Annotated in this window: 7 protein-coding genes; 4 read left to right on the top strand and 3 right to left on the bottom strand. The window is 70.9% G+C overall.

Features of this window, described 5'->3' with window-relative positions; genetic code table 11:
- Positions 1 to 59: 59 nt before the first annotated feature.
- On the top strand, positions 60 to 2,681 hold the full coding sequence (locus tag WMF27_RS44865) for a hypothetical protein (RefSeq protein ID WP_437762737.1): 2,622 nt from the start codon (positions 60 to 62) through the stop codon (positions 2,679 to 2,681).
- A 28-nt stretch (positions 2,682 to 2,709) separates the two neighbouring features.
- Here the strand turns inward: WMF27_RS44865 and WMF27_RS44860 are convergent, their stop codons facing one another.
- Entirely contained in the window at positions 2,710 to 4,662 is a 1,953-nt protein-coding gene (locus WMF27_RS44860) for a protein kinase domain-containing protein (protein ID WP_437762738.1), read from the bottom strand.
- Between the two features lie 77 nt (positions 4,663 to 4,739).
- The gene (locus tag WMF27_RS44855) at positions 4,740 to 6,665 is read right to left on the bottom strand and encodes a sigma 54-interacting transcriptional regulator (RefSeq protein WP_437762739.1); all 1,926 of its coding nucleotides are present in this window, start codon (positions 6,663 to 6,665) and stop codon (positions 4,740 to 4,742) included.
- A 509-nt stretch (positions 6,666 to 7,174) separates the two neighbouring features.
- On the opposite strand from WMF27_RS44855, the gene WMF27_RS44850 reads away from it, so the two are divergent.
- Positions 7,175 to 7,816, top strand: a complete 642-nt coding sequence (locus WMF27_RS44850) for a mannan-binding protein (RefSeq protein WP_437943623.1) — start codon at positions 7,175 to 7,177, stop codon at positions 7,814 to 7,816.
- A gap of 510 nt (positions 7,817 to 8,326) precedes the next feature.
- Here WMF27_RS44850 and WMF27_RS44845 read toward each other — a convergent pair.
- The gene (locus WMF27_RS44845; RefSeq protein ID WP_437943622.1) at positions 8,327 to 9,169 is read right to left on the bottom strand and encodes a Uma2 family endonuclease; all 843 of its coding nucleotides are present in this window, start codon (positions 9,167 to 9,169) and stop codon (positions 8,327 to 8,329) included.
- Positions 9,170 to 9,577: 408 nt separating this feature from the next.
- Between WMF27_RS44845 and WMF27_RS44840 the strand changes: the two genes are divergently transcribed.
- Positions 9,578 to 11,416 carry a TolB family protein gene (locus WMF27_RS44840; RefSeq protein WP_437762742.1) on the top strand — a complete coding sequence of 613 codons (1,839 nt, stop codon included), beginning with the start codon at positions 9,578 to 9,580 and terminating at the stop codon, positions 11,414 to 11,416.
- A 256-nt stretch (positions 11,417 to 11,672) separates the two neighbouring features.
- On the top strand, positions 11,673 to 14,132 hold the full coding sequence (locus WMF27_RS44835) for a beta-propeller domain-containing protein (RefSeq protein ID WP_437943621.1): 2,460 nt from the start codon (positions 11,673 to 11,675) through the stop codon (positions 14,130 to 14,132).
- The last annotated feature ends 43 nt before the right edge of the window (positions 14,133 to 14,175 follow it).

Below are 14,175 nucleotides of genomic sequence, written 5' to 3'. Positions count from 1 at the left end.
CGCCCCACATTGACGCCCACATTGCGGTGCTGATAACAAGACCCCTCATGCTCCGCTCAATGAGGGGAAGGGTCCTCGCGCCGTGGATCCTGCTGGTGGGCCTCGGAGGTTGTTCCAAGCCGCCCCCGTGCGCCCCCGTCCAGATCCACGAGCGGAAGCACCCGTTCATCGCCTTCGATCGCCGCGACATCCCCGCCCTGCGCCAGCGGGTCACCCAGGACCCTTACAAGACCTGGATGGACGATGTCCGCCGCGGCCCGCCGGGGCAGGGCCACCCGTGCGGAGCCCCCTCCACGAATACGGACGTACAAGAATACCAGATCTCCAACTGCGCGCTGTACGGGGCCCTCTCCTGGGTGGTCGAGCAGCGCGGCGACGGGTTGAAGGCGGCGCGCGACGCGCTGCTGAAGGCGGGCGACACCAGCACCGGCTGGAACCAGACGCCCGGCGCCTGGTACTGGGGCGGAGCCCTGCTCAACTATGCCTACGCCTACGACCTCGTGCAGCCGGCGCTGAGCGCGGACGACGACGCGGCCGTCCGCGACAAGCTGGAGGACGCGCTCGGGAAGACGATGGGTGTGTACGAAGAGTTCAACACGACGTACGTCACCAACTTCCGCTATCGCGTGGGCAGCGGCGCGGCCACGCTGAGCTACGCCCTCGGCGAGCACGGCCACGCCTGCACCGTCGAGCGCGATCTCTTCGGCGACGCGCCGCTGGACTCGCTCGTCGCCCTCCGCTCCTACGGCCCTTACGTGCAAGCCTGCCTCACCCAGGACGGCACCTACGTCGAGGGCCCGAGCTACCAGGACGACGTGTTCTCGGTGATGCTGCCCTACCTCCAGGCCATGAAGAGGCTCTCCGGCGGGGCGCACGACGGCCGGGATTACATCAACGCGGTGAACACGCCCGCTGCCTGGGGCAATGACACCCGCATCGCCCGCATGCTCCGCTACGGGGCCGCCCTCTCCATGCCGGACGGCAACGCGGCCACCATCGAGACCGGCTGGCGCGAGCCCCTGCAGCTGAGCAGCATCGCCGCCAGCATGCTCAGCGAGAAAGAGGGGCGCCGCGACGCGAAGGGCTTCTACGGCTGGCTCAGCGCGAAGGGCAAGGCCGCCGTCAACAACCCTGTCTACAGCATCCTCTATACCGATCCCGACATCGCCAAGGCCGCCGCCGGGGACCAGGAGCCCACGTACACCTCGATCGTCACCTCGGACATGACCTCGCTGCGCTCCGGCTGGAGCGCGGACGCGGTTCACCTGCTGATGACGACCGAGCACGAGTACCGGCCGTCCTCGCACAGCCAGCCCGACCAGACGAGCTTCCTCCTGCACGCGAAGGGGCAATACCTGATCATCGATCCGGGCGACGGCCGCAACTACGATCCCGCGGGCAGCCCCCACACCTCGCTGTTCTACTGGGTCAACTTCAGCCCGGAGTCGCACAACCTGGTCACCGTCGACAGCTACAAGGGGATCCGGGACACGTACCAGACGCCCGCGTGGCGCCAGCTCGGCGTCTTCAGCAGCCTGACCCGGCCCGTGGACGATCCGGCGATCTTGCAGGCCTCGTTCCTGACCGGGGAGCTCGACGCCTCGACGGTCACGATCGACGACTACGTCAATGTGCCCGACGTGTCCACGCGGCGGACGGCGGCGCTCGCGCGGAAGAGCTACGTGGTCGTCTTCGACCACATGATCTCCGCGGGCGTCGGCTCGGCCCAACCGATGCTCCACTATTACGACACCCACCTCCATTACAGCGGTTGGCTGGGGTGCCGGCCGGGCGCGCCCGCCATCTGCACCGATTACGCCACCGCGAGGCCCACCTCGCCCAGCACCCAGGTGGACTGCGGCGACGTCTGCGGCGAGGTCCGGATGGCCAGCGACCTCGCAGCGGAGGCAGCGACCGGGCTCGCCCCGAGCGAGCCGGTGACGCCGGACGCCGGCGGCCGCGCTCCGTCCGCTCCCACGGCGGGGCGGCTGGCGTGGGCCACGCGGACCGACGACGGCAAGCGCGAGCTCGAGCTCGACGTGGTCTACGTCCCCCGCCCCGACGCCTTCTCGGTCGATCGAAGCGGCTTCACCAACTTCTTCCCGAACATGACCTTCCGGCACCCGTTCTCGGTGGCGCGCTACATCGCCTCCAGCACGCAATGGCTGACCGTGCTCTACCCGCGCGACCTCACCGCGGGCGAGCCGAAGCCGGCGATCGAGGCGCTCAAGGTGAGCGGCGGGAGCGGCTCGGCCGCGCTGGTCTCCATCGCGGAGCAAGGCACGCAGGATCTCGCGCTGGTCTCCGACGGCGCGCGGCCGGTGGAGGTGGGCGACGGTCCGCGCGTGCCCTCCGCGAAGCTGCAGGGTCGCAGCGCGCTGCTGCTCCTGCGCCACGGGGCGCTCGAGCGCGCCCAGGTCGACGCCGGCACCTCGCTGAGCGTCGGCGGCCGCGCCCTGCTGCTCGCCACGTCGCCCGTGTCCGCGTCGCTCCGGCCCGAGGGCGCCGGCGTCGCCGCGGAGCTGGTGCTCTCGATCCCGGCGCAGGTCGGCCTCGCCGTCTCCCAGACGGACGCGCAACTCTATCTCGACGGCAAGCCCGCGCCGACGCGCTACGACGCTGCCAGCGGCACCGCCTCGACGAGCGTGCCCCAGGGCCGCCACCGCCTCGCGGCGCGCTGAGGCGCTTCGCGCCGGCGCCTTCGCGGCCTCATCGCATGGTGGTCGTCGAGTGGACTCCGACGGTCGGCTCGCACCCTGGGATGACGTCGGCCGGAACGCGCTTGACCAGGTTGAAGACGCTCACGGGAGGGGCCCCCGGCAGCAGGCTCCTCGCGCCGACCTCTTCGAAATCGAAGAGCTGCTGCGCGGCCTCGCGGACCGTCGCATCGACGAGGATCTCCCCGGGCCGAGACGCCCTGGCGAGGTGCGCGGCGGCGTTGACCACCTCGCCGAGCACCGTGTAGTCGAGCCGGCCGTACGCCTGCGATCCGACGCTGCCGGAGAGGACCTGCCCCGTGGAGAGCCCGATGCAGATCCCCTGCGTATACGGCGAGCCCTCGCCGGCGCGGCGCGCCACCGCCGCCATCTGCGCGCGGACGGCCACGCACGCGCTGAGCGCCCGCGACAGGTGATCCGGCCCCTGGAACACCGTCATCACCGCGTCGCCGAGGAACTTGTCCACGACCCCCCCCTTGGCGACGAGCTCCGGAACGATCACCTCGAAGTTGGCCCGGAGCAGCCTCATGGCCTCGCCGGGCAGCCTCTCCCTGGTCACGGGCGTGAACTGGAAGATGTCGATGAACGCCACCGTGGCCATGACCGCCTCGCTCGCGAGCGCGATCGCGGGGCCCATCTCCCGGATCCGCTCGATCAACGCCGCGCTCGTGAACTGCCGGAGGATCTTGTTCTCCTCGTCCGAGCGGGCGTTCCTCCGCAGCTCCGCGACGTGCTTGATGGTCTTGTCGATGGTCGCCTCGAGATCGCCGCGCTGGATCGGCTTGAGCAGGAAATCGAACGCGCCCTGGTTCATCGCGCTCCGGATGTTCCCCATGTCGCCGTAGGCGGACATCATCACCGTCCTCGCAAAGGGGCTCACCGCCGGGACGCGTCCAAGGAACGTGAGGCCATCCATCACGGGCATGTTGATGTCGGTGACGACGACGTCGATGTCGGGGTGGCGCCGGAGCTCGTCGAGGGCGTTCTCGCCGTTGTCAGCGAAGATGAACTCGTAGACCCGGTCGCGGATCTTCTGCCGGAAGAGCAGCTTCATCATGAGCGCCACGTCGGGCTCATCGTCGGCGATGAGGATCTTGGCGGGGCCCCCGCTGGCCTCGATCACCGCCGCGAACGCCGCCACGAAGTCGGCCGCGGACTGGAACCGCTGCGCCGGGTCCTTCGCCAGCGCGTGCTCGAAGAAGCGGTCGAAGCCGGGCAGCAGGCCGGGCACGAGGCTCGACGGCGCCGGGAACGGGTCGGTGCAGATGCTGATGAGCAGCTCCCCGATCCCGCTCGCCGCGAAGGGGAGCCGGCCCGTGAGGGCCCTGTAGGTGATGACGCCGAGCGACCAGAGATCGCTCAGGTGATCCGGCACGACGGCGCGCACCTGCTCGGGGCTTATGTACGACGGCGTGCCGACGACCCTGCCGAACGAGCCCTGCTGTTCCTCATCCGACTCGAAGACCGTCCACACCACGCCGAAATCGAGGAGCTTCACGCACTCTCCTGGCTCCTTCCGCGCCAGGAAGACATTCGCCGGCTTGAGATCGCGGTGGACGATCCCCGCGGAGCTCGCCACCTGCAGGCCAATGGCGATCTGCCGGAGCAGGGCGAGCGCCGCCGGCGGCGAGAGCTGCCGCTCCCGCGTGAGCCTGGCCTCGAGGTCCTCGCCTTCGAGCAGCTCCATGACGATGTACGGGCAATCTTCGTCGATGCCGTAGTCGTGTATCTGGATGATGTGCTCGTTCTGGAGCCGCGCGATCGCCATCGCCTCTCGCTCGAATCGGCGTCGCGCGGAGTCCGAGCTGACATGCTCGGGCGTCATCACCTTGAGCGCCACGGGACGTCGGAGCACCTGATCGAACGCCTCCCAGATGACCCCCATCCCGCCGCGTCCGATCTCTCGTCTCAGCGAGTACTTCCGCGCGATCGTGCGATTCAGCATGGTCAGCGCAGTGTAGCGAGCTCCCAGCGCGCTTGCTCAGGTTCGAGACGCGGGAGCTCGTCGGCGGCAGCTGCGCATCATCGAGGAGACGGCCGCTTCACCCCGAGGACCTTCATGCGGTAGGACAGCGTGCGCACCGGGATCCCCAGCCGGCGCGCGGCCTCGGTCCGGTTCCAGCCCGCGGCTTCGAGCATGTCCTGGAGCAGCTTGGCCTCGTACTGCTGCACCTTCCCCCGGACCCGCCCGCCCTCGGGGGGCGCCTCCTTCGGGGCGGACGGCGTGGGGCAGAACACGGCCACGTCCGGCGGTGCGCCGCCGAGCTCGGCGTCCGTCCCCCGGTCCGCGGGGCGCTCCGACGCGCCGCGCGCCGCCGCCGCGCGCACCCGCGGGGGCAGATCCTCGAGGCCGACGAGCGCGCCGGGCGTCACCACCACCGCGCGCTCGATCACGTTGCGCAGCTCGCGCACGTTGCCAGGCCACGCGTACGCGCAGAGCAGGGCGAGCGCCTCGGGGGTGATGCCCTCGACATGTCGCCCGTTGGCCGCGCAGGCCGCGCGCAAGAAATGCCGCGCGAGCGGCTCGATCTCGTCCGTTCGAGCGCGCAGCGGCGGGATGTCGATCACGACGCCGCCGAGCCGATAATACAGGTCGGCCCGGAACGCGCCCGACGCGGCCATCGCCTCGAGATCCCGGTGCGTCGCCGCGACGACGCGCACGTCGACCTCGATCTCGCGGCTCGATCCGACGCGGCTGAACGACCCCGACTCGAGCACGCGGAGCAGCGCTGCCTGGGCCGGCGGCGGCAGCTCGCCGATCTCGTCCAGGAACACCGTGCCGCCGTCGGCCTCCTCGAACACGCCCTTCTGCTGCTGCAGCGCGCCGGTGAACGCCCCGCGCTCGTGGCCGAACAGGGTGCTCTCCACGAGGTCCTTCGGGATCGCCCCGCAGTTGACGCGCACCACGCGCCGCCCCTTGCGCGGGCCGCCCTCGTGGATCATCCGCGCGACGACCTCCTTGCCGGTCCCCGTCTCGCCGTGAAGGATGACCGGGATGCGCGAGGCGCCCACGCGCCTCACCGTCTCGATCACCTCGCGCATCTGCTGGCCGGCGATGCTCCCCCCTTCCTCCGGCTCCTCGCGCGCGAGCACCGAGGTCGCGGCGGGGCCGCACGCCACCGGGCGCTCGGGCGAGGCGTGGCGGGCCGCCTCGCGGGCGGCCGCGAAGACCTCGTCCGCGGTGCTGCCGGCGTCCGGGTAGAGGGCGAGGCCGACGAGGAGCCGGGCGTCGCCGCCCACGGAGGAGGCCGCGATGGCCTGCGCGGTGCGGCTCGCCTCCTCGGCGCCGGCCTCGGGCAGCAGCACATGGGCAGCGGAGGTGCCGTAGAGCGCCACGCGATGCAGGGGCTGGAGACAGGCGCGCACGGCGTTGACCCAGCCCTCCGCCGTCACCGCCGCGCTCATGCGCACGTGGAGCAGGGCGAAGGGGCGGCGAAAATGCCGGGCGCGCGTCAGCTCGTCCTCCACGCGGCGCAAGAGCTTCTCCTCGCCCTCGAGATCGAGGGACTCGCCGCCGGCGCCGAACGCCTGCACCCGCAGCGCGACGCTGCCGAGCACGACCTCATCCCCTACCCCGATCCCGGCGCGCGAGACGCGGCGGCCGTCGAGGAACGTGCCGTTCTTGGATCCCAGGTCATCGACCCACACCCGCCCGCGCGAGAGGAGGAAGCGGGCGTGCTCCCGCGACAGGGTACGATCGTCGATGCAGAGCGCGGCAGGCGCGGCGCGCCCCACGACAAGCGGCGTGTCGGGCGAGAGCAAACGTCTCTCCGTCTTTCCGGCGTATTGCCAGACGAGCGCGATGCCCAGCGCCGCGGTCTGCTGAATGGCAGACATCGACCTCCCCGCCAAGGTCCAGGTCTTCGCCGCGTCGTCCTGCACCGACTTGCCCGAGCGCATGCACTCCGCCTCGCTGGTCTCTATATCAGGCTCCTTCGGGAGGTCCAAGAACCACCACGGACCTCGCCGCTCATGAGTCTCCGCCGCGCCGCTGCTGTTGGTGTCGCCAGGCCGACGCAGGTGGTCGATCCTTTTCCACGTCCATTGCGCGCAAACGTTTACCGGCGCGCCCGGTCATGCACGGTGGGCCGGGGACCGGGGGCTCTGGCCGGCTCACGTGCCGGGCGGAGCGACCATCTGGACGAGGGCCGCGGTCGCCGGAAGGACGCCGCTGGAACGCTCGGCCCGTCCTTGCCGGCAAACTCTTGCCGGGCAACTCGCGACGGCGATCGCTCGCGGGCAAGGTCTTGCCGAGGCGGCCGTCGGCGGGCGCGCCGCGCCCCCGGAAACGCGCGGGCGCCGCTCGCATTCTGCCCGCTGACATAGACGGCCTGGCGCTTCCGAGGAGAGCGCGCCCTCGTGGCACGCACGCTGCAAACAACCGAAACCAGAAGCTGACGGGCGGCGAACATCGCGACCCAGGACATCCACCGGACCGACCACTCCAGGAGCCGACCATGAACACGAAACACATCTTCTCCGGACTCTTCACCTCCAGCGCGCTCGGCATCATGCTCATCGCGGGTTGCAGCGTGCCGATGGACGAAGGCGACTCGGAGCAGGCGTTCTCCGGCGAGGAGACCGTCGAGGAGGCGTCGCAGGCGCTCGGCCCTGCGTGCGTCGCCAAGAACCTCGCGCTGGAGGCCGGGCCCATCTGGAGCACGAGCGATGCCCAGACCAAGTGCCCGAACGTCTGCAATCCGCAGAACATGAACTGGAACGGGCAGTGGTGGACCACCGTTCCGGGCGCGATGTCGGTCTGCGAATGCGCCCCGCGCCCCGCCGCCGTCGTGCAGGCCGGCCCCATCTGGAGCAACACCCATGCTCAGACGCAGTGTCCGAACACCTGCGCCGCGTACAGCAGCGCGACGAAGTGGAACGGGCAATGGTGGACGACCGTCCCGGGCCAGATGTCCGTCTGCGAGTGCGCCGACAAGCCGCCGGCGTCGGTGTCGCAGGAGGCCGGGCCCATCTGGAGCAACGCCGACGCCCCGAGCAAGTGCCCGGCCGCCTGCGGCACCAACCGAACCTGGAATGGGCAGTGGAGCACGACCGTCTCGGGCCAGATGTCCGTCTGCAGCTGCGAGTGCACGCCCTGACGTCACGATGACCCGTTCGGCGGCCGCGCCGGCCCCAGGGCGTTCCTTAGCTCTGCTGCGGGAAGTCGGCCGGGGAAGGGAGCCGCCAAGCCGCCAAGGGCGCCAAGAACACAGGGGACTGGGGGGGATTCCCGGACGGCCCCTTCCCCCTCTCCCCTTGGCGTCCTTGGCGGCTTGGCGGCTTTTCTGCCGCTCCGGGGCAACTTCCCGCAGTGGTGCCAGGCTCCCTGTCCAGAGTGTTACCAGGGCTCCCGGTCGTTCAGCCTCAAGCCCGGTGAGCGACGGCAGCCACCCGGACCGGGAGCCCGGAAAGTGTCACCTGGTTCCGCCCATCAGGGCTCCGGAGAGAGAGAGCAACGCAAAGGCACAGAGGCGCAAAAGAGAGAACACATGTCGTGCATTTTTGCGTCTTTGCGCTCTTGGCGTCTTTGCGTTCAATCTCTCTCCGCTCGCGACGCAGATCCCTGGCAGCAGTTCTGACCCGAGGTACCGGCGCGTGAGCCACCGCGCTCACCTCCGGGTCACGCGGGCCTCCAGGTCGCGCACCCGCGCCTCGAGCTCGCGGACCCGCGCCTCGGCGGCGGCGCGGGCGCGCTGCTCCGCGACGCGGGCGCGCTGCTCCAGGGCGCGCGCCTCGCCCTCGGCGCGGAGGGCCTCCTCCTCGGCCGGCACGAGATCCGTCGCGCGGGAGCTCCGCGCGACGCGCAACGTCGGGTGCGGGCCGTCCTTCAGCACGACGAGGTGCGCGTCGAGCGCCTCGATCCAGACGGGATCGCCGCTTCCGTGGACCCGCAGGTAGGTGCCGTCCGCGTCCCGCCGGTACAGCTGGAGAGGCACCCGCTCCTCCGCGAGCGGCGCGCTGGCGGCAGCCGCCTCGGGATCGAAGAGCAGGAGCTCGGGACAGCCGAGCTGCCAGTACTTCGCCGGCGCATCCTCGTACATACGGCGCCAGTCGCCCGCGACCACCTCCAGCGCGAACCGCGGCGGACGATGGCCCGGCAGCCAGGTCTGCCACTGCCGCGGGATGGGCGGCAACGGGCGATGATCGAGGACGTAGAGGTCCGGCAGGACGCGCACGAACGGCTCGCCCCGTACCCACGCGAAGAAGTGCCCGGTGCCTGCGTACCAGTCGGCCCAGCCACGCTCGCGCGCGAGCTGCGCGATCACCGACAGCAGCAGGCGGGCGACCTCGGACCGCCCGGCCTTGTCAGGACGCTCCGCGTCATCGGGCAGATACCAGCCGGACCAGTCGATCGCGGCGCCGGCCTCCTCCGGCGACAGATCGCGGAGCACGAGCGCGCGGGGAGAACGCCGAGGGGTAAGGGGGAACCCGATGCGATTCGGCGATGCCACGCGAAGAAACTAGCACTGCCTACTGCGGGAAGTTGCCCCGGAGCGGCAGAAAAACCGCGACGTAACCGACGCAACCGACGCAACCAAGCCACGCGACGTGCCCTTGCCGGACGCTTGACAGGAACGAGGGTCCATGTCCTCCTACCTGCTCGAACCTTTCTTCACGTCGTCAACGACGGCAACGGCGGCAGCCTCGCGCTGAGCGATCTCGCGATCCGCTGCTGGTACCCCCCGAGGCCCGGCGCGACGAACCAGCAGCACCGTGACCACGCATCCATCGCGTCAGCTCGGGCGCGTCGCGCGAGCGTCCGGGATCAACGCCGGCCGCGACCGCGAGATCACGGCCGCACCTCACGGTGTGCTGGTCCGGGAGCGCCGCGCCTCGAGCGCGCGCACGGAGGAACCTGGATGAGAACCTTGCATCGACGGATTGGGACGCTGGTGATCGGCTCTGCCTGCGCGATCGCCTGCTCGGCAAGCGCGGATCGGCCCCCGCAGCAGGCCCAGGGAACCGGCGGCGCGGGCGGCATCCCGGACGACATCGGCGGCGGAACGGGGAACATCTTCGACGTGGGCAGCGGCGGCCCCGTGGAGCCGCCTCCCTGCGAGGTGTGCGAGGACTTTCCCGCGGCCCCGGTGCTCGACGACAGCGGGACGCCGCCGCCGGCGAACGCGGCCGAGCTCTTCGGCGCCCCGGGCAGCGGCGGGACAGGCGGCCCGTGCCTCGCCGAGCCGGAGATCGGGGCGCTCTTCCCGAACAACTGGCTGCGGCCCCGGTTCCGCTGGATCGCGCCGCAGGGACAGGACCTGTTCGAGATCCACGTGCGCGCCGACCGGGAGAAGAACGATCTGGTCGTCTACACGACGAACAGAGAGTGGAAGATGCCCAAGGACATGTGGGAGAAGCTGGCCGCGCACGTCCGCGGCGAGCCGATCACCATCACGATCCGCTCCGTGTCGACGAGCGCGCCGGGCGCGCCGCTCGTGGGCTCCTCCGGGCCGATCACCATCGCGCCGGCGCCGGCCGGCGGCAGCATGGTGTACTGGGCGGCGATCGGCGAAGGGCCCGCGGACGCATGGCTGGCAGGCTTCGGCGTCGGCGAGGAGGGCGTCGTCGACGCGCTGAAGGTCGACCAGGTGCAGCAGGGCGGCCGGCGCGACGAGAACGGCAACGTGAGGGGCGACGGCAAGGCGCGGTGCATCGGGTGCCACACGTCGACGCCCGACGGCGAGGCCGTCATGTTCATGGACCACTGGCCGTGGGATCTCGCCATCGCGTCCGTGCAGGAGGACTCGGTGGGCGCGGTCCCCGCCTATGTGACGCCCGGCGGCTCGGAGGCCATGAACCAGGCCTGGCTCGGGCCACCCAAGATGTCGCCCGCGCATTTCTCCCCCGGAGACCGGATCTTCATCACCTCCTATGGCCGGGACAAGGGCAGCGTCTGGGATGGCCAGTCGCACACCAGCATGCCGAACGCGCGCCTCGCATGGTTCGACCTCGAATCGCCCGCGCCGACCTACGCCGAGGGGACCAACGCCACGACGGCCAAGGCCGAGATGGCGGCCGCGGAAGGGACCGCCTTCGGCTTCATCGAGCGCGGGGGCGACCCGCGCGGGGCGATGATGCCGGACTGGAGCAACGATGGCCAGACCATCGTCTACGTGTCGACCGACACCGGCAAGGACGGGCGCCTCGCCGCAGGCGCCGGCGATCTCTACACCGTGCCTTACAACAACAGGCAAGGCGGCGCGGCCACGCCCCTGCCCGGCGCCGCAGAGGCGAATTTCAACGAGTACTACCCGGCGTTCGCGCCCGACGACGAGCTCATCGCGTTCAACAGGGCGCCTGGTCCGGGGGAGATGTACTACAATCCCGACTCCGACATTCACGTCATCCCCGCGGCCGGCGGCACGCCGACGCGGCTCGCGGCCAACGACCCGCCCGCTTGCCTCGGGGTCACGAGCCCTGGAATCCACAACAGCTGGCCTCAATGGTCGCCCGAGGCGACCACCGTCGACGGCAAGACCTATTACTGGGTCATCTTCTCGTCGTCGCGCGACGGCTATACGCTCCAGAAGACCCCGAGCAAGAAGGCGTCGCAGCTCTACGTGACCGGCGTGGTCGTGGAGGGCACGACGGTGCACACGTATCCGGCCATCTACCTCTGGAACCAGGATCCAGGCACGAGCAACCACACGCCCGCATGGGACGTGTTCAAGATCCCTCCGGCGCCCGTCCCCCTCTGATCCAGCGCGAGACCCACACGGTTCAGAGCGCTCACCCCACAAGGTGGGCCGTCCGGGTCCCATGAACGTCGGTGTCATCCCGCACTGACGGAAACCAACAGCCCTACCATCCGCCTGGCACACGTGTGCCAGGCGGCCTGCGGCGAGCGCTCGCCTGTCGTGCTCTCCGCGGCGCGACAGGCGCGGCGCGCGGGCAAAGCGCGGTGAATCGAGCGAGCGGGCGGCTGGCGCGGGCCTTGCGAACGCAGCGGGCACCATGCGAACCCACCGCACCCATTCCTCCCTCTGGCTCCTCCTGGCAACAGGCCTCCTCGCCGCCGGATGCGAGACGGCGTCCGCGCCTGTCGACTCGATCGGCTCTCAGCGCGCGGCGCTCCACCGGGCTCAGTCCTGCGACGACCTCGGAGCGCTGCTGAAGCAGGACGCGCTCGCCAAGATGAACGCCCAGATCGACGCCACGATCGCGAGCTACTCGGCGTACGGCTACCCCCGCGGCGCCCTCGGCGGCGTCGACAACGGCAGCGTCGGCGTCCCCGGAGGGGCCCAGGATCCCACGGACACGCCCGCCCCGGTGCCGCCCAGCGCAGACGACGGGGGAGCCGGCCAGGAGACCTCAGGGGAGAACAGCGGCAGCGGCGCCGACCCTGCCCACTCCGAGACGAACACCCAGGTCGCCGGCGTCGATGAGGCGGATATCATCAAGACCGACGGCAACAACATCTACGTGCTCCACGGCCAGAGCTTCTACACCCTGACGGCGTGGCCGGCGTCGTCGCTCGCGGTGGGCAGCTCGCTCGCGATCGAGGGCTCGCCCCTCGAGATGTTCGTGGCAGGCGACAAGGTCGTCGTCTATTCGTCGGTCAACGGGGCCGCGATCTACGAGCAGGCGGGCGTCACGCCGCGGCCGGGGTATTACGACTACCTGCTCATCGACACCATGATCGGCGGCGGCGGCGTCGCGCCGGCGCAAGGAGACCCCGGCGCGCCGAGCGGCGCGCCGGAGACCCCCGCCGACGGCGGAGACGCGAGGCCGCTGCCGCCGGACAACACCGACCCACCGTCCGGCGGCGACACGCCGTCGGAGGACGACGCGCCCCCCGACGCCGGCGCGCCGGCGCCCCCGCCGCCGGACGGCGGCGGGGTCGATGAGACGCCGCCCGACGAGCCGGGCATCGACGTGCCCGGCTCGGGCGGCGTCTGGGCGCCGCTCACGAAGATCACCGTCCTGAGCCTCGCCGGCGGCGCCCCCAGCGTGGTCAAGGAGGTCTACTTCGAGGGAGGCTACAGCTCGGCGCGGCGCACCGGCCCGAACGTGCGCACGGTGCTGACCGGCGGCGCCCACGGCCCCGCGCTCCGCTACTGGCCGTCGGGCCTGACCGAGTACCCCGAGACCGCCGAGGCGTGGACCGCGGCGTTCGAGCAGCTCCGCACCGAGAACGCGGCGCTCATCGAGGACGCCCCGCTCTCGACGTGGCTGCCGTACCGCTTCGAGAAGCAGGGAGAGGCGGTCACGCTGCTCGACGCGAGCTGCTCGGACTTCTATGTTCCGGAGGCCGGCACGACGTCGTACGGCCTGACGCAGATCGAGTCGATCGACCTCGCCGACCTCGCCGCGGCGCCGGAGTCGACCTCGATCGTCGGCGCGACCGACACCGTGTACGCGAGCCACGACGCGCTCTACGTCGCCGCGCGCTCCTGGCAGGAGCAGGCGGCGCCCGGCGAGATGTTCGTCGGCACGAACCTCACCCACCTGCACAAGTTCGATCTGATCGCCGACCCGAGCCAGCCCGGGTACGTCGCGTCAGGCTCGGTGCCCGGCCACATCATCAACCAGTTCTCGCTCGATGAGCACAACGGCAAGCTCCGCGTCTCGACGACCTCGCAAGTGCCGGCGGAGCCCAGGTGGACGACCAGCAACAACGTGTTCGTCCTCGAGGCGCAAGGGACCGAGCTCGAGCAGATCGGCGCCGTCACCGACCTGGCCCCCGGCGAGACCATCCAGTCCACCCGGTTCGTCGGGGATCGCGGCTATGTCGTGACGTTCCGCCGGGTCGACCCGCTGTTCGTGATCGATCTCGCGGACCCGGCGTCCCCCGCCGTCGCGGGTGAGCTCAAGATCCCCGGCTTCAGCGAGTACATGCACCCGCTCGACGACGGGCACCTCCTGACGATCGGCAGGGACGGCGAGGAGGACGGCACGGTGACCGGCCTGGCGCTCCAGATCTTCGACGTCACGAACGCGTCGGCGCCCGCGCTCCTGCACAAGGAGGCGCTCGACGGGGCGGAGTACATGCACTCCGAGGCCGAGTACAACCACAAGGCGTTCACGTACTACGGCCAGCTCGGCGTGCTCGCCTTCCCGCTCGTGAGCTTCGACGGGGAGACCGGCGCGATGTCGAGCACGCTGGAGCTGTTCAACGTCGATGTCGAGGACGGGTTCAGCCGGCTCGGCGCGGTCGACCACAGCGGCTTCTTCAGCAGCGTGCCGTCGGGGTGCTATTACGGCGGGGCGGCCGTGCAGCGCGGCCTGTTCATCGAGGACTACGTCTACTCGTACTCCCAGGGCGGCGTGCTCGTGAACGCGCTCGACGACCTCGCGACGCCGGTGGCGTCGCTGCCCCTGCCCACCCCGGACTCGGCCGGGTACGCGTGCGCCGGCGCCGGCGTCGACGGCGGCGTCGCGGAGCCGGCGCCCGAGCCGGCTCCCGAGGAGTAGCGCCAACCAGGCCGCGATCGGCCGCAGCGCCGCCGCGCGTCCC

It is taken from the genome of Sorangium sp. So ce281, from assembly GCF_051527395.1.
GTDB classification, from domain to species: Bacteria; Myxococcota_A; Polyangia; order Polyangiales; family Polyangiaceae; genus Sorangium; species Sorangium cellulosum_B.
Note: the sequence above shows the minus strand (reverse complement) of the source record. Positions and strands in the feature narration are given on the sequence as shown.

Bases quoted from the DNA above. Each gene is read 5' to 3' on its own strand.
- WMF27_RS44865 (WP_437762737.1), top strand. From the start codon at position 60: ATGAGGGGAAGGGTCCTCGCGCCGTGGATCCTGCTGGTGGGCCTCGGA.
- WMF27_RS44860 (WP_437762738.1), bottom strand. From the start codon at position 4,662: ATGCTGAATCGCACGATCGCGCGGAAGTACTCGCTGAGACGAGAGATC.
- WMF27_RS44850 (WP_437943623.1), top strand. From the start codon at position 7,175: ATGAACACGAAACACATCTTCTCCGGACTCTTCACCTCCAGCGCGCTC.
- WMF27_RS44840 (WP_437762742.1), top strand. From the start codon at position 9,578: ATGAGAACCTTGCATCGACGGATTGGGACGCTGGTGATCGGCTCTGCC.
- WMF27_RS44835 (WP_437943621.1), top strand. From the start codon at position 11,673: ATGCGAACCCACCGCACCCATTCCTCCCTCTGGCTCCTCCTGGCAACA.